Source organism: Nevskia soli (genome assembly GCF_903970205.1).
GTDB lineage: Bacteria > Acidobacteriota > Terriglobia > Bryobacterales > Bryobacteraceae > Bog-113.
This window is the reverse complement of record NZ_CAJCHS010000156.1, coordinates 1-23,749: the sequence shown is the minus strand read 5'-3', so window position 1 is coordinate 23,749 and position 23,749 is coordinate 1. Positions and strand designations below refer to the sequence as shown.

Annotated in this window: 18 protein-coding genes and 1 pseudogene; 7 read left to right on the top strand and 12 right to left on the bottom strand. The window is 59.3% G+C overall.

The window, feature by feature from the left end; genetic code table 11:
* Positions 1–183: 183 nt before the first annotated feature.
* Positions 184–408, top strand: coding sequence for a hypothetical protein (locus tag H1Y01_RS07250; protein ID WP_180539774.1), 225 nt, complete (start codon positions 184–186; stop codon positions 406–408).
* Between the two features lie 426 nt (positions 409–834).
* Here H1Y01_RS07250 and H1Y01_RS07245 read toward each other — a convergent pair whose 3' ends face one another.
* The gene (locus tag H1Y01_RS07245; RefSeq protein ID WP_180539773.1) at positions 835–2,316 is read right to left on the bottom strand and encodes an FAD-dependent oxidoreductase; all 1,482 of its coding nucleotides are present in this window, start codon (positions 2,314–2,316) and stop codon (positions 835–837) included.
* A 404-nt stretch (positions 2,317–2,720) separates the two neighbouring features.
* Between H1Y01_RS07245 and H1Y01_RS07240 the strand changes: the two genes are divergently transcribed.
* On the top strand, positions 2,721–5,486 hold the full coding sequence (locus tag H1Y01_RS07240; protein ID WP_180539772.1) for a bifunctional serine/threonine-protein kinase/formylglycine-generating enzyme family protein: 2,766 nt from the start codon (positions 2,721–2,723) through the stop codon (positions 5,484–5,486).
* Here H1Y01_RS07240 and H1Y01_RS07235 read toward each other — a convergent pair.
* The 3 genes from H1Y01_RS07235 to H1Y01_RS07225 are packed head-to-tail and all read right to left on the bottom strand — an operon-like array spanning position 5,475 to position 8,141.
* Positions 5,475–6,293 (bottom strand): hypothetical protein, encoded by an 819-nt coding sequence (locus tag H1Y01_RS07235; protein ID WP_180539771.1) that lies wholly within the window; start codon positions 6,291–6,293, stop codon positions 5,475–5,477. The genes H1Y01_RS07240 and H1Y01_RS07235 overlap by 12 nt on opposite strands.
* Before the next feature lie 59 nt (positions 6,294–6,352).
* Entirely contained in the window at positions 6,353–7,912 is a 1,560-nt protein-coding gene (locus tag H1Y01_RS07230) for a flavin monoamine oxidase family protein (RefSeq protein WP_180539770.1), read from the bottom strand.
* A gap of 19 nt (positions 7,913–7,931) precedes the next feature.
* The gene (locus H1Y01_RS07225; RefSeq protein ID WP_180539769.1) at positions 7,932–8,141 is read right to left on the bottom strand and encodes a hypothetical protein; all 210 of its coding nucleotides are present in this window, start codon (positions 8,139–8,141) and stop codon (positions 7,932–7,934) included.
* An 84-nt stretch (positions 8,142–8,225) separates the two neighbouring features.
* Between H1Y01_RS07225 and H1Y01_RS07220 the strand changes: the two genes are divergently transcribed.
* Both H1Y01_RS07220 and H1Y01_RS07215 read left to right on the top strand, forming a co-directional pair.
* The gene (locus H1Y01_RS07220; RefSeq protein ID WP_180539768.1) at positions 8,226–9,644 is read left to right on the top strand and encodes an FAD-binding protein; all 1,419 of its coding nucleotides are present in this window, start codon (positions 8,226–8,228) and stop codon (positions 9,642–9,644) included.
* A 39-nt stretch (positions 9,645–9,683) separates the two neighbouring features.
* Entirely contained in the window at positions 9,684–12,062 is a 2,379-nt protein-coding gene (locus H1Y01_RS07215; protein WP_180539767.1) for a TonB-dependent receptor, read from the top strand.
* A gap of 31 nt (positions 12,063–12,093) precedes the next feature.
* On the opposite strand, the gene H1Y01_RS07210 is transcribed toward H1Y01_RS07215, so the two are convergent.
* A complete protein-coding gene (locus tag H1Y01_RS07210; RefSeq protein ID WP_367399777.1) occupies positions 12,094–12,561 on the bottom strand; it encodes a MarR family winged helix-turn-helix transcriptional regulator in 468 nt (155 codons plus the stop codon).
* Positions 12,562–12,604: 43 nt separating this feature from the next.
* Here H1Y01_RS07210 and H1Y01_RS07205 point away from each other — a divergent pair, with 43 nt between their 5' ends.
* On the top strand, positions 12,605–13,561 hold the full coding sequence (locus tag H1Y01_RS07205) for a quinone oxidoreductase family protein (protein ID WP_180539766.1): 957 nt from the start codon (positions 12,605–12,607) through the stop codon (positions 13,559–13,561).
* Between the two features lie 241 nt (positions 13,562–13,802).
* On the opposite strand, the gene H1Y01_RS07200 is transcribed toward H1Y01_RS07205, so the two are convergent.
* From H1Y01_RS07200 to H1Y01_RS07175, 6 genes are read right to left on the bottom strand one after another with little or no spacing between them, the layout of a single operon-like run.
* The gene (locus tag H1Y01_RS07200) at positions 13,803–14,675 is read right to left on the bottom strand and encodes a VOC family protein (RefSeq protein ID WP_180539765.1); all 873 of its coding nucleotides are present in this window, start codon (positions 14,673–14,675) and stop codon (positions 13,803–13,805) included.
* Positions 14,676–14,678: 3 nt separating this feature from the next.
* The gene (locus H1Y01_RS07195; RefSeq protein ID WP_180539764.1) at positions 14,679–16,880 is read right to left on the bottom strand and encodes an amidohydrolase family protein; all 2,202 of its coding nucleotides are present in this window, start codon (positions 16,878–16,880) and stop codon (positions 14,679–14,681) included.
* A gap of 1 nt (position 16,881) precedes the next feature.
* Positions 16,882–17,808: an ABC transporter ATP-binding protein gene (locus tag H1Y01_RS07190; RefSeq protein ID WP_180539763.1), complete on the bottom strand. Its 927-nt coding sequence runs from the start codon at positions 17,806–17,808 to the stop codon at positions 16,882–16,884.
* Positions 17,809–17,828: 20 nt separating this feature from the next.
* On the bottom strand, positions 17,829–19,337 hold the full coding sequence (locus H1Y01_RS07185) for an amino acid permease (RefSeq protein WP_180539762.1): 1,509 nt from the start codon (positions 19,335–19,337) through the stop codon (positions 17,829–17,831).
* A 10-nt stretch (positions 19,338–19,347) separates the two neighbouring features.
* Positions 19,348–19,509 carry a hypothetical protein gene (locus H1Y01_RS07180; protein ID WP_180539761.1) on the bottom strand — a complete coding sequence of 54 codons (162 nt, stop codon included), beginning with the start codon at positions 19,507–19,509 and terminating at the stop codon, positions 19,348–19,350.
* On the bottom strand, positions 19,509–21,920 hold the full coding sequence (locus tag H1Y01_RS07175) for an ATP-dependent helicase (protein WP_180539760.1): 2,412 nt from the start codon (positions 21,918–21,920) through the stop codon (positions 19,509–19,511). The genes H1Y01_RS07180 and H1Y01_RS07175 overlap by 1 nt, the downstream gene beginning before the upstream one ends.
* 96 nt (positions 21,921–22,016) lie before the next feature.
* Between H1Y01_RS07175 and H1Y01_RS07170 the strand changes: the two genes are divergently transcribed.
* Positions 22,017–22,526 (top strand): hypothetical protein, encoded by a 510-nt coding sequence (locus H1Y01_RS07170; protein ID WP_180539759.1) that lies wholly within the window; start codon positions 22,017–22,019, stop codon positions 22,524–22,526.
* A gap of 26 nt (positions 22,527–22,552) precedes the next feature.
* The gene (locus H1Y01_RS07165) at positions 22,553–23,197 is read left to right on the top strand and encodes a zinc ribbon domain-containing protein (protein ID WP_180539758.1); all 645 of its coding nucleotides are present in this window, start codon (positions 22,553–22,555) and stop codon (positions 23,195–23,197) included.
* Positions 23,198–23,287: 90 nt separating this feature from the next.
* Here the strand turns inward: H1Y01_RS07165 and H1Y01_RS07160 are convergent.
* A pseudogene (locus H1Y01_RS07160) lies at positions 23,288–23,749 on the bottom strand (hypothetical protein); the annotation flags it as partial.

The following is a 23,749-nucleotide window of genomic DNA, read 5'->3' as shown; positions in this document are numbered from 1 at the left end:
TAGTTCTTCCCGCAATGGTTTGGGAATTACCACGCGGCCGGCTTTATCGATAGTGAGGCGTGTGTTCATTGTGGGACGATGCTGTGGGTTGAACCAACGATCAGTCCCATGTTACCGCCGTGGACGGGCAGCCCGCACCTGCTCACTTTTACTACGGTAAATCAAAGCGGTTGATCTGATCCAATGGCGAAAAATGAACTGCAGTTCAAGACTGAGACAGAGGAAGCCGAGTGGTGGCCGAAGAATCAGGATCTGATCGCGGAACGCTTCGAGCAAGCCAGGGCCTCGGGCAAACTGGGCAATGGAACTGTGGCGCGAGTTGCTGGCGAACGGGCCAAACAGGCCGGAGCGTCCCCAACCATCACGATCCGGCTGGCGGAAGATGACCTCGCGCGGGCGAGAGTTTAGGCCGCCGAGAAAGGGTTGCGGTACCAGACCTATCTCAAAATGCTGCTTCATCAGGCGTTGGATTCGGAGGAGCATCGCGCGGAACGTCCGTAGTTGTAAGATGCCTATCGGCAGTTACTACCTTGCCACCGGTCGCTTACGCTCGCGGCTCAGTTAGGGCCTTGCCACCGGTTAAGTCCGGTCTTGACTAATCCGGCCGAGCGAATCGCCCGGATAGCGCGGAGGCGGTAAGCGCTCAGTTGCCTTCGCGGCTCCCTCGAAAATAGACCCGGTACATACACCGTTCCACCCAGTGGAGGACCCTCCCTTTCGGTCGGGCTCGGAGTGGGGATGTACGACTCCCTCCCAAAATGGTCCGAGCGGGTCATGCCGAACTCCTTATGTGCGGCGAGTAAGAAGATCGTCGCAGATCGAACCTGTATCGGATCAAAGGCCCGCGACCAGCGATTGGACCATCGCTTCGGTCTGATTCCAAATCAATGCCGAGTTGTGTGTCTGCAGGGCCGCGCCCGTGTAGTACGTTTCGTTGTGGCCTTGCAGACCTTGGAAGTCGTCATAGAAGCCGGACTCGAGACTTGCCGGTGGAACATGCAGCGCGAAGGGATAATGCGAGCTATAGACAGGGAATCCAGTAAGACTAACGGATAGGTCCGGCACATCGAGACGTTGGATATCGCCGACGATGGAACCGATTGCCTGCTGAGCCGGAATGTCCGTCACGGCGCCGTACTTCACATTAAACAGCTGCGAGAATCCCGCGGGAAAGAAGGAATACAGTTCCGGTGGAAGGGCGACGTTCGCCGGGGTGTTGGGCGCAGCGTTGTTCAGAGTCTCCGTCTGCGCCAGCCCGGATAGTTGCACGACGCCGGCGCCGTAGTAGTACGCAGAGAACTGAGTGAACACCGAGGATTCCATTGAATCGAGATCGAAGCCCTGGAAGTTACTCAGCACTTGCGGGAAACTCACGACCAGGCGCGCACTGGTTATCGTCTGCACGCCGCCGGGCGTATCTACCGTGACTTGAACCTGAGAGGCGGTGCGGGTAACGCTCTGAATCGCGGCGTTGAGGAGGACCGCATCGCCGAGCACCTTGGCTGCGCTCTTGTACAGCAGACTGTTGCCACCGGGAATGTTGACGAAGGCGGCGCCGTTGAGTCCCAGAATCGCATCGACGATCGCCGGGCCGACTAACTTCAGGATGTAAATTGCGGTGGTGGCGAACAGGTTGCCGTATCCCTGGCAGTAGCCGGCGAAAGTAGGGAGGAGCGGCTTCAACGAATAGAGCGCGGCGAAGTCTCCGAAGGGAAGGAAGAGCTCGGGAGGGGCGTTGGAGGGGATCTGGTAGCCATTCTCATTCAGGAAGGAGAAGCGGCTGTTATAGAGCTCGAGGTATTTGAGAAACGCGGCGGCAACTTCGGCTTCAGTCGGCGAATACGCATCTACGGGTTGACCCGTGCGGAAATCCACGTCAATGGTGGGCGACGCGGCAAACTGGACCGGGGTAGAAGATACGCCCAAGGCGCTGAAGTAGTTCTCCTGCAGGGGTGTCTGGAGGAAGACTACAACGCCGATGTCAATTGGGTTGCCAGTGATGGGGTCGTAATACGTCTGTGTATGGCCGCCGATATAGCCATTCTTCTCAACGACGGTGACAGTGTATCCGAGCTGCATCAGGCGGATCGCCGCATAGATGCCGGATGCGCCACCGCCAAGAATGCAAACATCGCTGTTGATCGCAGTTGGCCTGGCGCCTTTCGCCAGGTTGGGTACGAGCGCAGCCGCTCCCGAAAGCGAGAGCAGGCGCAGGGCTTTCCTTCTATCGAAGTTCATCAAAAAGGGCTCCGGACCGTTTCGTTGGGGTGCGTGGCCCAGCATGTGATACACGCCACCCTTAAAAGTTTGTAGCATATCCTGCCGGCTTTCCGTTGTCGTCCCGGATGTGGCTGCTAAGGGAGCGCAGGAGCGGCGGCGGGAAAGGATTGCCGTACCAGACTTATCTCAAGATGCTTTGGGAAGTTCGTAGCTTGGAGGGTTCCCTGGCAGCAGTTACGGCCTTGCGACCGGTCGCTTACGCTCGCGGCTCAGTTACGGCCTTACTCGCCCCTGCAAATCAAACGGGATAGCGCGGAGGTCATCGTTTGCCGGGTGCGAGTGTTCGCGTTCTTCGGCCGGATCGCGTCCGAAAACGGGCTGGTGGGAAGGTTGCCTCACCGTCAGCAGTAACCGCTCAGTTGCCTTCGCGGCTCGGAAACCGGCACCGCCGGCGCGACGGGTCTATCATAAATGGGAAAAGTCATACGAGGAGCTTAGTAATGGCAGACTCGGCATTTACTAACTCGACGAGGCCGCCCGCCCAGCGCGCGGAGGAGGTCGCAACGCTCGCGGTGGCGTCGGCGTCGCAGTCGATGGGATTGACCGGCGACGGTCTCGCCGAGTTGAAAACCGCAGTGACCCGTGCTTACTTGGAAACCGCAGGCAACACGACCAGGGTTGCCGCAGCGGAACCGGTGACCGTGGTTTTGGTGTATGCAAAAGCGGACAGCACGAACGACACCCGGTTCGATGTGAAGGTAGTCGACGGCGCCTCAAGCCAGCCGGGAGCCTTTACAAGCACTGAAACCTGGGCGGACGGGCTCGGGCGGTACACGCCGATTTGCCCTCTTGGCCGGGGCGGCATGGGCGAAGTCTTCCGTGTTCGGGATTCCTATCTGAACCGCAACGTGGCCATGAAGATTCTGCATCTGCCCGGCGAGGCGGTGCGGGAGCGTTTTCTGGAAGAGGCGCAGGTCACCGCGCAATTGCAACATCCCGCGATCATTCCCGTGTACGACGTAGGAGTCCTAGTGGACGGACGACCCTACTTCACGATGAAGGAGATCGTCGGGAGGACTTTTGGCGCTGTCATCGCAGAAGCGCATCTTGACTGGGAGATGGAGAGTCAAGCCCGCGCGGGAGAACTTGGTTCCCATGGCGCCCAGTCTGCCGGCAAGTGGTCGTTGCAGCGGCTGATTGGAGACTTTCAGCGTCTTTGCGGAGGCGTTGGATATGCGCACAAGCTGGGTGTTTTGCATCGCGATCTGAAACCCTCGAACATGATGATCGGCGATTTCGGCGAGGTGCTGGTCGTCGATTGGGGGCTGACGCGTGTGTCTGCTGCCGCGGCGGGAGAAACTGATTACGGCACGGGCGTGCCGGTCAGCGGTCGCAGCCATTCGGAGGAATCCTCCACGCAGTTCGGAACGGTCCTCGGGACCCCGGGTTATATGGCCCCCGAGCAAGCCGCCGGTGACATTACACAACTTGGCCCGCATTCCGATGTGTACTCGCTGGGCGCGGTTCTTTATGCCATTCTGAGTAGCCACCCGCCTGACGGCTACGGCCTGAAGCCGCCGACTCCTTTAGGAAAGCGCGCCAACGCCGAGGCCAACGGTTGGGAAATCCCCGTTGACTTGAAGACCATTTGTGAGAGGGCGATGGCTTGGGAGCCCGCGCACCGTTACAGCAAAGCGGGGGAGCTATCGGAGGTACTCGCCGCCTGGCTGGAAGGAGCTCAGCGCCGGGATCGAGCGCTCGGCGTTCTGGCTCAGGCCAGGGAATTGAAACCGAAAATTGCCGGCGATCTGAGACGGAGCTCTCAATTAGAAGCTGAAGCGGCGGCGAAGCTTGATGGCATTCCGCCGTTTGCTCCCATCGAGGCTAAGAAGCCAGGATGGGTTCTTCAAGATGAGGCCGCAAATCTCCGGAACCGTTCCCAATTGAACGAGGTTTATTACACCCAGCTCGTCCGGGCGGCGCTTACGCACGCCGGGGACCTGGAGGCGGCCAACGAGATGCTGGCGGAGTACTACTACGAGCAGCATAAGAAAGCCGAAGGTTCTCGCGATACGAATGCGGCGGCCCAGTTCGAAATTCTACTGCGCGATTACGGTCACCAGCGCTACGCCGCGTATCTACAGGGAGACGGGGGGCTATCCTTGCACTGCGAACCGCCGGGGGCTGCCGCAACCCTCTTTCGATATGAGGAGCGGGAGCGCCGTTTGTTTCCGGTTCTTGCGGCTGACCTGGGCCATACACCCCTCGATCAGTACTCTCTGCCAATGGGCAGCTATCTCGTCAGGATTTCGCATCCGAAGCGGATCGATGTCGAATACCCCGTGTTCATTGAAAGACAACAGTGCTGGGACGGCGTTCGCCCCGGGAGTTCCGGCTCCTACCCAATCTTTCTTCCGGAGATCGGCGAGCTAGGCCAGGAAGACTGCTATGTTCCGGCGGGGTGGTTCTGGAGCGGAGGGGATGCGCAGGCTCGTAATGGTCTGGGAGCGAGGCGCTACTGGCTCGACGCTTTCATCATGCGCCGCTTTCACGTTACCGTGGGAGAGTATCTGGAGTTTCTTAATGACCTGGTAGCTCAATCCCGCGACGACGAAGCGGCGCAACACGTTCCACCGGCATACGAATGGGAGAAGATCGATAAGACTTCGAGTCTGAAGGACGCCAACGTTGTGCTGGACGCGTCGGGGAAATATGTTTTCACCGGATCGGAAGATAAACTGCGGTGGCCGCAGATTGCAGTCAATTGGGCGGGGGCAAAGGCCTACTGTGATTGGCTTTCGATCCGGGACGGTTTGGCGTGGCGTTTACCTACCGAGATTGAGCACGAAAAAGCGGCTAGGGGGGTGGATTGCCGCTGCTTTCCGTGGGGGAATTTCCTGGACCCCACGTTCTGCGCGATGCGCCTGAGCCACTCGGGGATTCGAGCCGTGAGGGCTACCGTGGATGAGTATCCGGTCAATGTCAGTCCCTACGGAGTAAGAGGGCTTTCGGGCAATGTGTATTCGTGGTGCGAAGACGCGTTTAGCCCGACGGGGCCTACGGTGGAGAATGATATTCCCCGTCCCCCCGACCCCTCCCAGCTAAGAGGGCCCGGAGCGGGGGGCGGGCACCGCGTGGTGAGGGGCGGTTCATGGCGCGACCCCGAATGGAACTGCCGGGCCGCCCACCGCGATAGCCCTCCGGCTCACTTGCGCGATTCCACCCTCGGATTCCGGATTGTCCGTAGTTTCCCGCTAAGCCAGTAGCTTGACGTAAACGTTCATTTCCGGCAGAACGAAGGGAAAGGCGCTCGTCGCGATACCTAGGGGCACGGTAACCCAACTAACCCGATGCAATCGCTCGCGTAGCGCCGGTACTCTTCCAGCCGCATGCAACAGCGGGGTCAAAACCGGCGAGTTTCGCCAAGCGGGGTGGTCCTGCAAATCCAACCCAGTGGGACGGAACGAGAGTCCAACCATGTCGACGGTGTCGTTCTTCAGCGCCACACCGAAGCTGGGATGATGCATGGCGACGTCAAGCGCGCGCTCCCCTAGCAAATGCGACATATAATCCCGAACGATCGGATCCTCACAGGCCTCCTGAAAGCAAAACAGGTAGGCCCGCGAAAAGGAGATTCCTTGGGCGTTAATTGAGTGTGCGAGGATCACCCTGGCACTCTCGGGAGGAGTTCCGGGCAACAGCTTGGCGTGTAATGGCCGAATCAATTCGGAATAAATATCTTCCGGGCAAGACTCCAATGTCAGGTAGAGTTTCAAGCACGCGGGTTGGTTCCCCGCTGGATTGTGCCCGGAGTATCCGAGAAGAACCCGGTCTGTGTTTGTATCTAGCAGACGGTGCCAGGTAGACAGTCCGTCGGGAAGATCCGGCGCCAGGAACCCTAGTTCATGGGCCAGCCAACGGAAGTGGCGGCCGGTTTCCGCCCGGCGTCCGCCCGCGCCCAACCAGAACGCGCGATTCGATTGAATGGCTTGACCCGCGAATTTCCAGGACCACTCCATCGCAGCCATCGCGTCATAAGCTCGTTCACAGAATCGCTCGAATAGATCGAGCATGGGTTCTTGCGGTATCCCTAATTGCCGCTTGAGTAAACGGTACTCCCAAGACATGGTAGTTAGGGTCCGAGATATAAGCTAGAGGGCAGCCAATCGGGACGTGGCAATGAGAATTTCTCCTCAAGCATTAGTTCCGCTGATGACAGCGCGCCTTCGACCCAGCCCTGTAAGTAGGAAAACGTCTCGCCGCAAATGTAGATGGGCGCTCCGTCGAACGGTTGGCGCATTCGCGGAACGGCTTCGACCGGGTTCAGACCCGGCTGCCAGGCATGCCAGCCGGCACCGTAATTACCGCGGGTCCAATCGACATACGCGCTCCATATAGGCTTGGGTAACTCAGGCAAAATGCCGTGCATTTGCCGGAGTTGAGCGTTGACGAATTCGAGCATCAAATCGAGCGGACCTCCCGCGCCCGAGCGTTCCTGGAATAGGCTTCGGGTGGGAGCCGCGCCCGCGCCGATCAAACCAGTCCAGAACGGAACGGAAGTGAAGTCCGCGTAGCTGGCCATCAAGATCCTACCCGTATCGTTAGCACCCCCGGCTTGTCCGGCCCCGTAATAAACCTGGCGGATCGGCAGATCACTGATCGAGTACCCGTCGGTCCATCCGCAATAGGTGCTCCACCAGGGAGAGTCGTAGGCCGCGTAAAGTTTGAACGCCGGTATCTGCACTACCTGTTCGAGGAGGCGCACGGTCTTAGAGAGGGGGCAGATTTCGCGGCCAAACTCGATTCGTTCCAAGGCCTCGCGCGGCAGCGCCAGGATCACGCTTTTGGCCGCTACGATTTTTTCCTGTTCGCGAGGTCCGGCAAATCGCAGTTCGAGCGGAAAATCCGCATCGTCAGTCTTGCGGATTCCGCGTAACTCGGTTTGCGTTTCAACCACGCAACCGGAGTTCGCACGGATGCCTTCAGCTAGTTTGTCGACAAGCGTCACCCATCCGCCGGTTGGACGGAGGATTCCATTCTGCTTCTCCGCGTCATTGATAATCCCGCACATCATGGGCATCGCGAACGCAGCGTTCCAGTTGGCTGAGACGGATTGCTCACCAAGCCCCTCAAACACCAGTTGATATGCCTCGTTACTAAGAAAAGTCTGCAGCAGATTCCAAAATCCCCATTGCCACAGGGGTCTGCCTCGCAATTGGAATTTTTGGATCACAACCGCCCACTGATCGGGTGTGAATGAAAGAGCACCCGGCACGGCACGCTCCATGGCCTGCACGAAAAGGGCGAAAGGAAAGGGGGATTCGATACCCGCCAAACGGTAGGGAACCGGCCCCAGAGGGCCGGAGGGACTCATTGGGATCGGGGTGTCCCGCAGAAACATGTACTGAAGAGTGGAATCCTTAAAAACCTCTGTCGGGACGTTAAGATACGCAAGCAGACTCGACACGAAAAGCTGCGAAATCGTGAAGCGCATCGCGCCCATCTCGACGCTGCAGTTGAGAGGCGGGACCTTAACGGTGTCCAGCCGGCCGCCGAGGCGGTCAGAGGCCTCGTAGACGTTTAAAGAGACGGGTGAAGACACGGGGCCGCTAGCTTTTGCCAATCGCCACGCGGAATATAAGCCGGAAACGCCGCCGCCAACGACCGCCGTGCTGACCGTCTCCCGAAGCATCAAATCCTACCAGCGAACGCTACCAGCAGGGCAGAATGCGTTTGATCTTATCGTCGGAAACGACACCCTCATTGTTCTGGTGCGTGGCGTAATAATCCAGAACCCCATGCATCCATTCCAGAGGGATTGGTTCCCCCGCGGCCACACCTGACGGGCCGGGTATTTTCTGCGAAAACTCCACGTTGAAATTGTTGTCGTCGACTTTCGTCACTTTGATTGACGCGCCCATTTCGCTCTCTCCTCGTCTTTCCGTGTCCGGGCCGTTAATCTACGAAAGCCCAGTCGCGCTTTACGATAAATGATCTGCTAACGTATGTCAATCTATTTTAGCGACACGGATTGCAAAGCCGAATCCATCGAAGCGATCGCAGATGCTTCCCGGGACTACGGCGGGATTGAGTTCGGCGCACCGCGGTCGGTGCTGCGCCCGGAATCCGCGGGCGATCTTGCCGTTCTGATAGCAGCGGCGCGCCGGGAAGGTTTCGCCGTGGCAGCGCGCGGCAGGGGTCATAGCGTTCGTGGTCAATCGCTGGCGCCGGGCGGCGTCGTCGTCGATATGCGCTCGCTGGCGAAAGTAGAGTTGTGCGCCGGAAATGCCCTCGATGTAGGGGCAGGCGCCGATTGGGCTAGCGCCTTGAGCCACGTTTTGCCATGCGGGTTGTGGCCGCCCGTGCTGCCGAACTACCTTGGGCTCAGCATAGGCGGAACCGTTTCCGTTGGTGGGATCGGAGAAGCCACTTTCCGCCACGGCTTCATCTCGGGTGCGGCTAGCAGTCTTGAGGCGGTCACGGGATGCGGCGAAGTCCTGATCTGCTCGGCGGACCAAAATCCCGAATTGTTCGCTGCGCTGCAAGGCGGATTGGGTCAATTCGCGATGATCACCCGTGCCCGTATTTCGCTAGTGCCGGCGCCGTCCCGCCTTCGATCGTTTCACTTGCTCTATGCCGAAGTTGAGGAGTTTCTGGAGGATTTCGAACGGCTGGCGCGAAGCGATTCAGAGCTCCGGGGATTGCGTGGTCTGGCCATCCCGAACCGCGGCGACTACCTCGCATTTTTCCTAGGACCCGCGGGGTCCTCCGGCTGGTCACCCCGAGGGGTTCCCCCCCATCGTTTTCCGCACCTATTCCTCATGACTGCAACCTACGGCGGCGACGAACCCGCCGCAATATCGGGAGGTTTCTTAAGCGACCTACAGTACATCCCCGGGGCTTCTCGTACCGAGGAGCTATCGGGCGAGGAGATCGCGCTTTCGCCGCCCGTCAACCGCGCGCCCGCGCATCCGTGGGTAGATCTATTGATTCCGCGCAGAGGAGCGGCGCCGTTTCTGCGAGATGCGATGGCCTTGCTGCCGATGGACGATATCGGCGGTCCGGTGCTGCTTTACCCGATTCTGCCGGAGCGAACCAGGGCATCGTCTTGCCGGTTGCCGGAGGACGATTTCGTGGTGCTGTTGAGCGTATCGCGCGCAATCGACCCGACCCTTGATCCCCGCCGCCGACAGCAGGAATTATCGGCCGCGCTCGAGCAAAATCGGGAGTTGTACAGGCGTTGCCGGCGCATTGGCGGCTTGAGCTACCCGATCGGCTCACTGGGCCTCCAGCCTGAAGACTGGCGAGACCACTTCGGCGCCCAATGGCAGAGGCTGCAAGAACTCAAGGAGCGCTACGATCCGGACCGCATCCTGGCGCCGGGGCAGCACATGTTCTCGAATTTTTCGGATGCCAAACATTGACACAGAGTAATTAGGGCTGTAAAATCCGCTATCGACTAAATGGACTCCCTCAGGATCGCCGCGGCCTATCTGACACTCTTCGTTGGGGTGGTTTCCGCCGCATTCGCTCAACAGTCCGGCCGCATTGAAGGCATCGTAAAAGGCGACGACGGGGCCGGTTACCCGCAAGCTCACATCGAGCTGATCCTCGCCGGGGCCGTTGTTCAAAATGCAGTAAGCGATGACGCGGGAAGTTTCCATTTCGACGACGTGCCCGCCGGCGTCTACGCCCTACGGTTTTCGGCGCCGCAGCAGACCGAAACCGGATTGGAAACGGACATCGACGTCCGGGCCGGCCAGACATTCCGCGTTGACAAGCCGATGCTATGGCACACGGGAGCCCTGGTAAGCCTGACGGTGACGGCCCCTTCGCGGCAACCCGAGCCCATTGAAAATGCTCCGGCCGCGATCTCGGTTGTGGAAGCGCCCTACATCTCGCTCTATGGAATCTCCGGCCAAGTCCCAAACACATTGGCGGCGGTTCCGGGAGCTGAATTAATGCAGAACGGATTGTTCGACTATAACTTCAACGTGCGCGGGTTCAACACCGCTCTGAACCGTCGCATTCAGACGTCGATCGATGGCCGCAGTCCCGAGATCCCGCTATTGGGGTACCAGGAGTGGTCATCGATTAGTCTGTTGACCGATGACCTGGATACGATCGAATTGGTAAGTGGTCCAAGTTCCGCGGTATACGGGGCCAATGCTTTCAACGGGGTGGTCGACATACGGACAAAATCCGCACGCGAGAGTCTGGGGGGCACGGTTCGCCTGACCGCCGGGGAGCTGGATACGGTACGGATCGAAGCTCGCACGGCTTACCGCCTGGGGCGTGGCTGGTATCTAAAGATCGCGGGAGGCTATCACGGTAGCAACGATTTCTCGGTATCGCGCAATGTGACCGTCGAGTATCCGGGCCTTGCGCTTGAGGCAATTCCAATCCCGAAGACACATGTCGATCTTGGCCTGGGGACGGCCACCATCGAGAAGTACTTCTCGCCACGCGTGTACATGCTGTTAGAAGCGGGCGGCGCATCCTTGTCCGGAGTGGTCTTCGTGACTCCTACCGGCAGGGTGGAATCCGACAACGTTCGATCGTGGACCCGCGTCAAGGCAGTTATCCCCGACTGGACGTTCTCGTTCTCATCCAACACGCGCAACGCCCCAACCACTCCCGCCTTGGGCTCGGGCGCGCCGATCACGGAATTCGATGACAGCATGCAGGCCAGCGCTCTAACCAACCGGCAATTCGGAAGCCGGGCAGCTATCACTGCCGGAGCGTCCTGGGGAAGAGACTATGTCAACACGGCGGGACCCGGAGGCGTTCAAACGCTTCTGGCCGCGCCGGAGTCGGACAACCATGGCGACGTATTTGGGGAGTTTCGTTACTCGCTGACTAAGTCGCTCACGTTTATAGCCGCGGGGGACATTGCCGCGAGTACTTTGCATCCCGTACAGTTTTCCCCTCGTTTGGCCGCGGTTTATAAGTTGGGTGAGAGCAACTCGTTTCGCCTGAGTTACAACCACGCGTTTCAAGTAGCTAACTTCGTGGAATTGTTTATCGCGATCGAAGCAGGCTTGCCAATCAATCTTTCCGCGGTCGAGACCCAGCTTCAGCCGTTGACCGGGGGCGTGCCGCTAGGCCTATCCTCCGTGCCAATTTTGGCGCTGGGCAATCCTAAGCTGGATGTCGAGAAAATTACGAGTTATGAGGGAGGCTACCGTCGCCAGTTAGGCGCGCGCAACTGGTTCACTGTCGACTACTACCGAAACGAGATGGACCACTTTATAACAGACGTTCTGCCCGGTGTGAACCCCGCCTATCCGCCTTATCAGGCGCCGTCGGCGATCCCCCAGCCCGAGCGCTCAATCGTCAGCGGGATCATTAACTCGATCAGCCCCGGCTTTACGAACGAGGCCAATGGGGATCCGGCTATCGTGCTCTCTATCGGCAACTCGGGGCGGGTGAATAGCCAAGGGGTAGAATTCGGCGTCAACCAGACTTTCTTAACGAACTGGCAGGCAGGAGCGAACTATTCCTGGTTCGATTTTAACGCGGGAGTCCAGCCCCCGGGAGTCTTAATTCACCCCAATGCTCCGGCTCACAAGGCCGGCGCCAATATTGGCTATCACCGGCGGCGCTTCGATGCGGACCTGCGCTATCGATGGGTGGACGCTTTCCCATTCGCCAACGGAGTTTACGTGGGACCGGTGCCGACTTACAACGTGGTGGACCTGGGGGTTCGCTTTCAATTCAATGAGCACTGGCAAATTGGTTCGAGCGTTAGCAACCTTCTGAACGATGAGCACTACGAACTGTTCGGCGGCGACATTCTGAAACGCTACGCGCTTGGTACGGTGGCTTACTCGTGGAAGTAGCAGGTGTCACGCCAAGCCGGTCTCTTTCCTGCTATGCGCGCCAGGCGAGTAGATCGTCCGCAAATCTACGCATCAGTCGCACGAGGTCTTGCAGGTCCTTCTTATTCCAGTTCGCGAGTACCTCAGCCGCCAACCTCTGACGCGCTTCATCCAGGGCGGCAGCCATCGCGCGGCCCTTCACGGTGATAACCGCCGGACGGACACGCTTGTCGGCTTTGGAGGCACGCCGCGCGATAAGGCCAAGGCTTTCAAGCTTCGTCACTTGACGGCTGACGGTGGTGTAATCCCGTCCGGTCAACTCGGCCAGTTCTACCACGCCGATCGGGCCATGACGCTGAATTCCCATTAGGAGAGGGAAGAGAGCACGATCCAGAGAAATGCCGGCTTCCTGAATCAGCGCGGTGTCGCGCTGCGGCCTGTTCATGAAGCCTACTAAGTCGATGAGGGTGTTGTGCAATTGGGAGATTTCTTTGCTCACGGTGTGCCCTATTGACAGCATACCAAAAAGTATGTGTATAATGCACATATATCGGGACATCAAAATGAAAGCGGCAATCGTATTGGAACCGGGCAAGGCGCCTGTCTATGGAGATTTCAAAGAGCCTGTGGCCGGGGATGGGGAAGTTCGCATCAACGTCAATGCGGCGGCACTCAGTAACGTTGTAAGAAGCCGGGCGTCCGGAAAGCATTACAGTTCCTCTGGGGACCTGCCGTTCGTAGTGGGGATCGATGGCGTGGGTCGCCTCGACGATGGCCGCCGCGTGTACTTCGTCCTTCCGCGGCCGCCGCTCGGCAGCATGTCGGAAAGGACTGTGGTGAGTTCGGGGCAATGCGTGGCGTTGCCGGATGGGCTGGATGACGTGACGGCCGCCGCGATCGGCATTCCGGGCATGTCGGCGTGGGCTGCCATGAAGGAGCGCGCGAAACTTGCAGACGGCGAAACGGTGCTGGTGAATGGCGCTACCGGCACGGCCGGCCGCCTGGCAGTGCAGATCGCGAAATACATGGGCGCAAAGAAGATCATTGCGACGGGCCGGAATATCGAAGTCCTGAAATCGCTGGCGGCCCTCGGCGCCGATGTCACGATTCCGCTGGTTGAGGACACCGACGCTCTGGAAGAAGCTTTTCGGGCGCAGTTTGCGGACGGTGTCGATATAGTTGTCGATTACCTCTGGGGACCGAGCGCTGAAAGGTTGATCCTCGCGGCGGCAAAGGCGGGCAAAGATGCGGCGCCGATCCGCTTCGTACAGATCGGTTCCGTCAGCGCGCCTAACATCACGCTGCCGAGCGCGGCGCTTCGCTCTTCCGCCCTGGAATTGATGGGAAGCGGCATCGGCAGCATCCCGTTGGATCGTCTCGTAAGATCGATTGACGACTTGATGCAAGCGACGGCGCCGGGCCGCTTTGAGATTGCTACCAAAACAGTCCCGCTCTCCGCAGTCGAAGAGACTTGGTCAACGGCCGCAAACATACCTCGCATCGTATTCAAGGTGGCATGATTCCGGGCTGTACATGAAGCAAGCGAAACTCTTAACGCTCCTGTGCTGAGTAAGTGACAATCTTGGCAGGCACAATGTAGAGAGACGAGAACTTACGATTTGTACGAAGACTACTGAAGGCTTAACCCAGACAGGCAACACTGCGATGCGAGCAGTGGCGGTCGGTGCGTTCGGGCTGGGCGCGAGGGCGATCGGGCGTTTGCGAGTCTTGGAAGCAACTATGTAGCTGAAGTGCTAAAGATCACAAACTTGCCTGCAGACCTAACCACCATCCACCTAGCTTCTGCGGATCGAACCAACTAATATCCCGTCCGAACCAACTCTCGGCAAACCATGCACCCCCTTTGAGCTTCTTATGCGAAGACAGGACGAAGGCGACCGGTCCTTCGCCGAACTTATCGATACGGTCACCAATCCACGAGCCGCCGACCGGGGCGGCGAAGACGATCGGCGTGTCGGGGATCCACGCCAGTTCCGCGCCGAACTTCTTGTCCAGTTGGCGTAGCGGCTTTGGAATCCCGGGATAGGCCCTCTGAAAGCGATCGAAGGCATCGTCGATTTTGCGGACTGCGATCACGACCCGGAGCACGCCGTCGATATCCCGATTGATCGCTTTGCCGGATGGATAAGCGCGTAGATCGCGCGCGGTGACATCGTGAATCAGAAACGGGAAGAAGGTGCCGCTGGGTTCGCTGCCAACCGATGCCGTCTGCCATTGGAGCGCCACGCCATCGGGCCGTTTGCGGCCGCCGGCCGTTGGGCCTGCGGCTTTCAAACGAGCGATCTGGGCGTCGAAATCCTTCGGCCGCACCGCCCATGCGCATGGGCCCGCGTCGCCCTCGATGAACTTAGCCCACGGGTGTTGCGCGAGCATCGCGCGATCGAAATCTTTCTGCCTGGCGATTAGTTCTAGGTAAGAACCGTCGCGGAAACTCGCGATGGCCATCTCGGTTGCGTGATTGGTGTGCGCGCCGCCGTAGTCGCTCTGAATGCCCACGGCGGCGAGTTGCTGCTGTAAGTTTGCGAGACTAACTCCGGCCACGGTAACGTGATCGATCGTTAGTTCAGCCGCTTGCATCGAGAACGCCGCAAGGAAGAGAGCCGCGAACTTCATGACTTACTTCTGCGTGAACAGATCCGTGCGGTTGACGTTCTCGCCCTTGAACATCACCATGGAAATCGCCGAGAGCGCGTGGATATCTTGCAGCGGGTTGCCATCTACCATCAGCAGCGTCGCCTCTTTGCCGACGGTAATCGTGCCGAAGCGATCCGAGGCGCGCAGTAGTTGCGCGGCGTTTTGCGTGGCGGCTTGGAGCGCAACCGCGGGTGGAATCCCGGCGGAAATCCAGAGTTCGATTTCGTGCTGCACCGTCGGCCCGTGAAACACCATGTAGTTACCCGCATCCGATCCGGTCACAAGCAGGACTCCATCTTTCCACGCGCGCATCAGGTTCTGCTTACCGATGTCGAGTGACATCGGATACTCTGCGCTCGACTTGCGCAGCGCCTCCATGTCTTTCGAAGATGCGGCTTTCTCGGTGCCGGCGACTAAGTCCTTCGATGTTACCTGCTGAGTAAGTGACCGCTTGAGCAACGACGTATCGCCGCGCGCGAAGTCATTGAATCCTTCGACCACGCTAAGTGTCGGATCGAATGCGATGCCCCTGGCTTTCATCTCGGCGAAAGTTGCATCGGGGATCTGATCGATGTATGAGCCGTGTTCGACGGAGTTCGTGCCCATCGCAACCGCGTCATTCACATCTTGCAGCGAGCCGGTGTGGATCGAGGCCGGCAGATTGCGGGCATGCGCTTCACTTACCACCGCGCTGAGAAGCTTCACGTTCATGCGTTCGAACACAAACGGGAAAGCGCCGGCGTCCAGGATGCCCTTGATCGCGTCGACATGCTGATCGGCAAGCTGGTCGACCATCTTGCGGGCTTCATCCTCGGACTTCGGGATGCGCAGGAACTCCTGGTTAAAGTAGGCGCGGCCTTGCTCCGGGATCCATTTGGCAAACTCGGTACCGTGGCCTTTCGCCGCTGTAAACAAAGGCCCGACGATGAATAGTTCGGTCCCGAGCCGCTCGCCGGAGTTGAATAGCTTGCGGTACTTCAGCACCGAGGCGAGCATGTCGCCCGCGCTCCGGACCGCGGTAACTCCGCTATACAGATATGCCTCAAGTTCACGATTTGCCGCGGCATCGTAGTCGACGTTGGCGGGATCGGAAGAGAAGCCGCCGCTTGCTCCCAGATGCACATGCACGTCGATCAATCCGGGCAGCAGCGTTTTGCCCGACCCGTCAACCAAGCTCGCATTTAGCGCCTTTTCGTCGGGCGAACTGTTCGGGAAAATTTGCGCGATCTTCCCGTCCTTCACCAAGACCGAGCCGTTCTCGATGACTTGTCCGTCGCCGATGAAGATTCGCGTGTTCTTGATCAGCGTGGTTTCCCCGCGCTCCAAATCGCGCATCAGGACCCGCTGCTTGGTTAAGTTCTCCTTACTCCACGCCTGAAACGTTCCGAGGACAAGAAACGGAAACAGAACCACTAATACCCAGAGCTTGGCGCTATTGCGTAGCTTGTCTTCTTTCTCCCAGCGGAAGAGCTTGGTCGACAGGAACACACCGACGCAGGCGGTCAGGCACAGGGCAAGTACGGATGGCCAGTTCTGGACGAGCGATTCGCCGCGCTGCAGGATTCCGCCCATGCCCGTCATGAGATAGGTTGCCGGGACAAATTGCGTTACGTTCTGGAGCCAGATCGGAAAGATTGCGATGGGGATGGTGGCGCCGCTCAGAAAAAGCATGCTCATATAGAGCGGCTGAATCAGAACCATACTTTCCTGCATGGAGTTGACCACGGAGGAAACGATCAGCCCAATGGCGCGGAACGCAACGCAGGCCAGACAAGCGAAGATCAGGAAAGACCCGATATTCGATGGGACCTTGAATCCGTACATATAAACTGCGAGCACCAAGGTCGCGATGAGCGCGGGCAGATAGATCATCAAGCCCGATACCATGGACGCCACCAGCAAAGGCAGCGGGCCGATCGGAGTTACCTTATAACGCCGCAGCACATTCGTTTCGCGCTCCTGCACCGCGCGCATTCCGGCTCCGTAGAGCCCATTTCCAAGGATGCCGATCGCGGTGACCATGGTGATCACCTGCAAGATCACCGTCCCCTGCGCCGCTTTATATAAGCTGCCGAATACGAAGAAGAAGAACAGCGGAAAGAAGTAGTTGAAGAACAGAACCGACTTAGCGCGGAACGCCAGCTTCAGGTCGATTTTGACTAATGCCCAATAGCTTCGAAACATTTCATTCCCTTAGTTTCTTGCCGGTAAGTTCGATGAACACGTCTTCGAGCGTCGGCCGGTTTAAGCGAATATCGGCTAACTCGAAGCCATTTGAGTCGATCCACTTGACCATCTCGACCAAAGTACGCGCGGGCTTCGATGAGAAGACGGTGATGTGCGTGCGATCCTCGCCCAGCACGGTGCGGATCGCGTCCGGCCACGCGGGTAAATCGCCATTCGCGAAAGGTTCGGCCAGCACCACCTCGATAGCGGACTGCGTCGCGCTTTTCTCCTGCAGTTCCCGCGGCGTGCCGATAGCGATGATCTGGCCGGCATCCATGATGGCCACACGATCGCAGAGCCGCTCGGCTTCTTCGATATAGTGCGTGGTCATCAGGATGGTGCGCTTCTCCGCGCGCAGCTCTTCGAGAAGGTCACGGATTTCGAGGCGCACTTGGGGGTCAAGCCCGGTAGTGGGTTCGTCGAGAAACAGCATCAGCGGGTCGTTGATTAGCGCCATCGCGAGCGCGAGCCGCTGCTTCTGGCCGCCGGAGAGCGTCTGGTAGGCGGCGTCCTTCTTCTCCCAGAGCTGCAGCCGTTTGAGCAGATCGTCGCCGCTGACCGTCTGGGTGTAGAACGACGCGAACAGTTCCAGCGCTTCACGCACCTTGATCTTGTCCGGAAGATTGGTCGCCTGAAGACACACGCCGATGCGCTGCTTCAACGCGTTGGTCTGCTTCTCGGGATCGAAATCGAGCACGCGCACATCGCCGCCGGTGCGCGGCCGCAAGCCTTCCAGAATCTCGACGGTGCTGGTTTTCCCTGCCCCGTTGGGTCCGAGCAGACCGAAGACTTCGCCTTGCGCAACTTCGAAATCGAGACCGCGAACGGCCTCCACTGCGCCGTAGGATTTGCGCAGTCCGCTTACAGAAATCGCAGGGGTCGCCATGGGTTATTCAGAGCGTTATTTCAGATGCGCGCCGGCGCGCGGTGCAGCGTCGAGTTCCGGCTGCCGAACATCATATAAACCAGCAGGCCGATCAAGAGCCACATGAAGAAGCGGATCCAGGTCATCAGCGGAAGTCCCATCATCAGCAACAGGCAGCAGGCGATCGCAAGTATCGGAACCAGCGGCACGAAAGGAACCCGGAAGCTGCGCGGGCGATCCGGTTGTTTCTTGCGCAGAACAATCACACCTGCTGATACGACGACGAACGCGAACAAAGTTCCAATATTCGAGAGCTCCGCGAACGTGTCGATATCCCACAGTCCGGCAGGCAGGCCGACAACGAATCCGGCGATCCAGGTGCTGATGTACGGTGTCCGGAATTGCGGATGCACACGGCTGAACAGTCCCGGCAGCAAGCCGTCGCGCGACATGGCGAACCAGATGCGCGCCTGGCCGTACTGATAGACCAGCAGCGAGGAGATCATCCCGATGAGCGCGCCGAATGTAACGACAACGCGCAGCCGGTTATATCCCAAAGCCTTCAGCGCGTCGGCCACCGGCGAGTCCGTGTTCAGCGTCTGATATTTTGCGATGCCGGTGAGAACCAGCGCAACCGACCCATAGAGGATGGTGCAGATGATCAGCGTGCCGATGATGCCGACCGGCAGATCGCGCTGCGGCATCTTACATTCTTCCGCCGCGGTGGAAACCGAATCGAACCCGATGTAAGTGAAGAAGACAATCGAGGCGCCGGTGAGGATTCCGGAAAACCCGTTGGGTGCGAAGGGCTTCCAGTTCTCGACGTGAATCGCTTTGGCGGCTCCGAGGCAGAAGATCAGAATCGCCAGGATCTTGATGCCGACCATGATCGCGTTCGTCTCCGCGCCTTCTTTCACGCCGCGCACCAGAACCCAGGTGACCAGCAGCGTGATCACCAGCGCGGGGATGTTGAAAATGCCGCTCGGCTGGCCGGGCGCCGGGAACGCGGGATAGGCGATAACGGCGGGCAGGTGAAAACCGAAGAGGTTGTCGCCCAAATCCTGCAGATAGGCTGAAAAACCCACCGCGACCGACATGTTCGAGACGGCGTATTCCAGGATCAGATCCCACCCGATGATCCACGCGAAGATCTCGCCAAGAATCGCATAGGCGTAGGTGTAGGCGCTGCCGGCGATCGGGATCATGGACGCGAGTTCCGCGTAACAGAGCCCGGCAAAGAGGCAGGCGATCGCCACCAGGATGAACGAGACGGTGATGGCCGGACCCGCGCCCGGCCGGCCCTGCATCGAGATGCCATGCGTGCCGTTGAGCAGCAGGTCCAGAATGGTCGCGTGGAAGATCGACGTGATCTTGCTGACGTGGCCGGCGGCCGCCGTGCCGGTCAGGGTGAAAATGCCGGACCCGATCACCGCGCCGATACCCAGCGCGGTGAGACTCAAGGGTCCGAGCGACTTGCGCAGCCGCTTATCGGGCTCCTCGGAAGCGGCAATTAAGGCATCGATGCTCTTCGTGCGGAGGAGACGCGACATTCAGCGGATTTTAGCGCTTCCGCTGGCCCTGCGTCATCTTTTTGACTTTCTTTTTCTGCGACCCGCGCGCCACGCCGGAAGCTCGCTTGGCTTTGGGGGCGGCTTTCTTACGCGCAGTGCGCTTGAGTTTCTTGCGTTCGGTCGGGTCGGTTACGGTCTTTGTGTTCGCCATTATTTCGTTTTGATCCCTGCGTATTTTTCAATCAGTTTTTTTAACCCGTAGCGCGGAAACATGACGGTGATTTTGGCGTCTTCGCCTTCACCTTCACGCCGGACAACCGTTCCGGTTCCGTATTTGGGGTGCTCTATCACTGTACCTGCACGCGCGGGACGAGTGGGCGCGGCGGGCTTGCTGAACGGCGCGGATGCGGGCGCGCGAGGTGGAAATTGCGGACCGGCAGGCGGGCGCGCCGCCCATGGAGGCGCGCCAGACGGCTCGCTGGGGGGCGGCGCGATGGGCGGCTTTGGAGGCGGCGCGACGGGTGTTTGCACCGGCATCTTGACTCCACGCTCGGCGAAAAACTGCGAGATGTTTTCGATCGAGTTGTAGGTCTTGCCGGTAAACACATTGCGTTTCGCGCTCTGCCGGACTTCGTGGCGTTCCGGGGTGAGATCGACCTGTGAACCGCCATCCTCATCCGCATCGCCGCCGATTTTCACCATCAGATTGGCCGGCACTTCCTTCAGGAAACGTGACGCGATGGAACGCTCCTGCTCGCCGCCTCCGAACCGCCGCCGGTATTTCGCCCACGAAAGATACAGGCGCTTTTCGGCGCGCGTCATGCCCACGTAGCAGAGGCGCCGCTCTTCTTCCATCGCCGCGTCGGAGCCGATGGAACGCATGTGCGGGAACAATCCTTCTTCAAGTCCTGCTAAGAAGACGACCGGAAACTCGAGACCTTTCGCGTTATGGATCGTCAGCAGCGAAACCTGGGCGGCCTCATCCACCTGATCCGCATCGGCGACCAGCGCCGCGTGATCCAGAAAATCGGCCGCTGTTTCTCCGCGCTCCCACGCCTCCGCCGCGGCATTCGCGATCTCTTCCAGATTCTCGATGCGCGCTTCGGATTCCGGCGTGTTCTCCTGCTCCAGCATGCGCCGGTAGCCGGTGCGTTCCTCGATGAACTTCAGCGTTTCATTCAGCGGGAGCTTCTCCGCTGCTTCGGTCAGTTCATCGATCAGGTTCTTGAACGCCTGAATCGCGGCATGGGCGCGCGTGCCGAACTGATTCTGTTCGAGCATACGGACGAGAGCGTCCCACAGCGTCAGATTGTGCTCGGAAGCGAATGCCTGGATCTGATCGAGCGTGCTGCGGCCGATGCCGCGCGCCGGTGTGTTGATCACGCGCTGCAAGCTGATGGAATCGCTGTGTGAGATCGCCAGCTTCAGGTACGAAACGATGTCCTTGACCTCGGCGCGTTGATAGAAGCTGAATCCGCCGACCACCAGATACTTACGGCCATACCGGCGCAGCGCTTCTTCGATCTGGCGCGATTGCGAGTTCGTCCGGTAAAGAACAGCCACCCGCCACTCAGGATTCTGTCCGAGTAAGCGCTCGATCGTGTCCGCGATAAAGAGCGCTTCGTTCTCGGCGTCATGTCCGACATACAGTGCGAGTTCGTCTCCCGCGCCGGAGTCCGTCCAGAGCCACTTTCCTTTGCGTTCCTTGTTGTTGGACACAACCGCGGACGCCGCTTCGAGGATGTTCTTGGTCGAACGATAGTTCTGTTCGAGCCGGATGGTCTTCGCCTTCGGATAGTCGCGCTCGAAATCCAGGATGTTGCGAATGTCCGCGCCGCGCCAGCTATAGATCGACTGATCCTCATCGCCGACGACGCAGACGTTGTCGTGCTGGCGCGTGAGCAGGCGCATCAATTCGTACTGCGTGCGATTGGTGTCCTGATACTCGTCGATCATTACGTAGCTGATGCGGCGGTTGTAGCCATCGCGCGTATCGGCATCGTGCTCGAGCAGGCGCACGGCTTCCAGCAGCAGGTCGTCGAAATCCAGCGCATTTGCGTTGCGCAAGCCCTTCTCGTATTCTTCAAACACCGCGGCGACGCGGGTCATTTTCGGATCCTTGGCCTCGCTGTAGAGATCCTGCGGCGTCTTGCGGCTGTTCTTCGACTGGCTGATGATCGACATCACCGCCCGGTACGGCAGCGCCTTTTCGTCGAGGCCCATCTTGCGAAACGCGCCCTTAATGATGGCGAGCTGGTCTTCGTCGTCGTAGATCGAGAATTTCGTCGTGAAGCCGGGACGGATGCGCGCCAGCGGCTCTCCATCCCGACGCAGCAGCCGGACGCAAAACGAGTGAAACGTGGAGAGATTCGGGGAGCCGTTAACGCCGGAGCCGTCGATCAACGAGGTAACCCGCGCGCGCATCTCCGCTGCGGCTTTGTTGGTGAATGTGACGGCCAAGACCGCCGATGGCGGCACATGCTTCGCCGTCACCAGATGCGCAATCCGGTGCGTGATGACGCGGGTCTTTCCGCTGCCGGCGCCGGCCAGGATCAGCAGCGGACCTTCCGTGCTGGCAACGGCATCGCGCTGCTCGGGGTTCAAACCTGTGAGGAAATCCATGCGGCTGGGTGTCGCTGAGGGTGACGCTTGAATTTTAACAATCGGCGGGTTGCGGCGAACGAAAACCCTTATTTCACCGTATGATTGATCAGAAGCATGAATACGCTGGCGAAGACGCTTATCATTATCGCGGTGATCATCGCGGGAACGGTGATCATGGTAACCCTGGGCGCCGTCTTTATCGTTCGCAACATTCACGTTCACGAGACGGAGTCGAGCGACAAGAAGAACGTGCGCATTGAGACGCCGCTGGGCAGCATCGGCATTCACAAGAACGACGGTCTGGATCCGGAAACGGTCGGTATACCGGTCTACCCCGGCGCGCAGCGGTCGGAAGACAAGGGCGGTGTTGATTTCCAGCTGGATGGCAGCGACCTTCACAAGGATTTCAGCGTTTCCGCCGCGACTTACTACTCCTCCGATGCTCCCGGCAAGGTGCGTGAGTTCTACCAGCATCAGTTTCCCGAGTGGCACACCCACTGGGAACGCGATGCGCTGAACATCGAAATCAAGCAGGGCGGCCGGCTGCGATCGGTCATTATCAAGCCGGACGGCGAGGGAACACGGATTGCCGTTGCTTCGGTTGGACCACCTGCGTCAAACTAGAGGTGTACTTCCAAGTCGCTGTCTGAATGCCTCAACATTGCACCTGCGGTGCGCTCCTTCCCGAAGACTCTCGTTTCTGCCATCGCTGCGGTAAGCCGCAGTTCGAAGCGGCGGTGGAGGAAGCGCCCGAAATCGTTGCGGCTCCGGTAAGCGCGGTTCCGCCCGCGGAAGCTGCGGCCGCGGCGGCTTACGCCGAGAACCGCGGCAAAGTGGCGTTCGGCAATCCCCTGGCGCTGCGCACGTGCCTGGTGGTGGCGAGCTTCGTTACCGCCATCGAAGTCATTCCGATCATCCAGTTTGTCGCGCCGGTGCTGGGCGGCTTCGGGGCGGTATGGCTATTTCAACGGCGCACGGGACGCGCCCTGCGCATGGGAGACGCCGCCAAACTGGGATTCATGACGGCTCTCCTCAATGCGCTGTTTGCGACCATCTGGATGACGTTGAACTTCGCGCTGGCGGGGTCGGCTATCTTCGATGCGGTCCGCGATCAACTCCACAAGACGGCGATGTCGCCCGCCCAGCAGCAGGCGCTGCAGATGATGAATGATCCGGTGGTTCTCGCATTTTTCGTGCTATTCGTCTGGATCATCTTCTTCGTGTTGGCTAGTTTGTTGTATATGGCCGGGGGCGCATTGGGCGCTCGGTTCGCGCGGCAACCGAAAGAGTCTTAGCGAGGCTTGCGGTAACCGCTCCGTCACCGTCGCGGCTCTGTAACTGATTGGATTTAGCGAAGTTCGGCCGCCCTGTGGCACCCGGCTGTCTTAACGAAGCTGGACCGCGGTGGTTTCTCCCGCGACGCCCGTTCTTCGGTCGGGCACCGGTTCGTAGTCGATCGCCACCGTCCGGCCGGCAGCGTCGCCGCATGCGATCCCCGCAGCGATGCCCATCGCCGGATCGAGTGTCAGTTTGATCAGTTTTCCATCCGCCCCACGCACCTGAAGAAACCGGAGCTTGCCGCCGACGCAATCGACGCGCGCGAGTTTCCCTTCGAGATGCTTCGGCGCGGGATGAATATCCTCCCACGGCACCGCGTTCGCTTCCACGTCCTTGGCATCCGGTTCGGACGCTTTGGCCTCGGCCGCGTGAATCCGGTCCCAGCTTTCCTTCTTCAGGCGATCCTCTTCGCGCTGCTCGGCTGCGACCGCCTCGCGCTTCTGCTTCTCCTGCTCATCCAGCCGAAGCGTCTCGAGGGCGAGACGGGCCTTCAGATCTTTCTCGCGCTG

What these genes read in the sequence shown, in the direction of transcription:
- H1Y01_RS07250 (WP_180539774.1), top strand. Translation starts at nt 184, where the DNA reads ATGGCGAAAAATGAACTGCAGTTCAAGACTGAGACAGAGGAAGCCGAG.
- H1Y01_RS07245 (WP_180539773.1), bottom strand. Translation starts at nt 2,316, where the DNA reads ATGCTACAAACTTTTAAGGGTGGCGTGTATCACATGCTGGGCCACGCA.
- H1Y01_RS07240 (WP_180539772.1), top strand. Translation starts at nt 2,721, where the DNA reads ATGGCAGACTCGGCATTTACTAACTCGACGAGGCCGCCCGCCCAGCGC.
- H1Y01_RS07235 (WP_180539771.1), bottom strand. Translation starts at nt 6,293, where the DNA reads ATGCTCGATCTATTCGAGCGATTCTGTGAACGAGCTTATGACGCGATG.
- H1Y01_RS07230 (WP_180539770.1), bottom strand. Translation starts at nt 7,912, where the DNA reads ATGCTTCGGGAGACGGTCAGCACGGCGGTCGTTGGCGGCGGCGTTTCC.
- H1Y01_RS07225 (WP_180539769.1), bottom strand. Translation starts at nt 8,141, where the DNA reads ATGGGCGCGTCAATCAAAGTGACGAAAGTCGACGACAACAATTTCAAC.
- H1Y01_RS07220 (WP_180539768.1), top strand. Translation starts at nt 8,226, where the DNA reads ATGTCAATCTATTTTAGCGACACGGATTGCAAAGCCGAATCCATCGAA.
- H1Y01_RS07215 (WP_180539767.1), top strand. Translation starts at nt 9,684, where the DNA reads ATGGACTCCCTCAGGATCGCCGCGGCCTATCTGACACTCTTCGTTGGG.
- H1Y01_RS07210 (WP_367399777.1), bottom strand. Translation starts at nt 12,561, where the DNA reads ATGCTGTCAATAGGGCACACCGTGAGCAAAGAAATCTCCCAATTGCAC.
- H1Y01_RS07205 (WP_180539766.1), top strand. Translation starts at nt 12,605, where the DNA reads ATGAAAGCGGCAATCGTATTGGAACCGGGCAAGGCGCCTGTCTATGGA.
- H1Y01_RS07200 (WP_180539765.1), bottom strand. Translation starts at nt 14,675, where the DNA reads ATGAAGTTCGCGGCTCTCTTCCTTGCGGCGTTCTCGATGCAAGCGGCT.
- H1Y01_RS07195 (WP_180539764.1), bottom strand. Translation starts at nt 16,880, where the DNA reads ATGTTTCGAAGCTATTGGGCATTAGTCAAAATCGACCTGAAGCTGGCG.
- H1Y01_RS07190 (WP_180539763.1), bottom strand. Translation starts at nt 17,808, where the DNA reads ATGGCGACCCCTGCGATTTCTGTAAGCGGACTGCGCAAATCCTACGGC.
- H1Y01_RS07185 (WP_180539762.1), bottom strand. Translation starts at nt 19,337, where the DNA reads ATGTCGCGTCTCCTCCGCACGAAGAGCATCGATGCCTTAATTGCCGCT.
- H1Y01_RS07180 (WP_180539761.1), bottom strand. Translation starts at nt 19,509, where the DNA reads ATGGCGAACACAAAGACCGTAACCGACCCGACCGAACGCAAGAAACTC.
- H1Y01_RS07175 (WP_180539760.1), bottom strand. Translation starts at nt 21,920, where the DNA reads ATGGATTTCCTCACAGGTTTGAACCCCGAGCAGCGCGATGCCGTTGCC.
- H1Y01_RS07170 (WP_180539759.1), top strand. Translation starts at nt 22,017, where the DNA reads ATGAATACGCTGGCGAAGACGCTTATCATTATCGCGGTGATCATCGCG.
- H1Y01_RS07165 (WP_180539758.1), top strand. Translation starts at nt 22,553, where the DNA reads ATGCCTCAACATTGCACCTGCGGTGCGCTCCTTCCCGAAGACTCTCGT.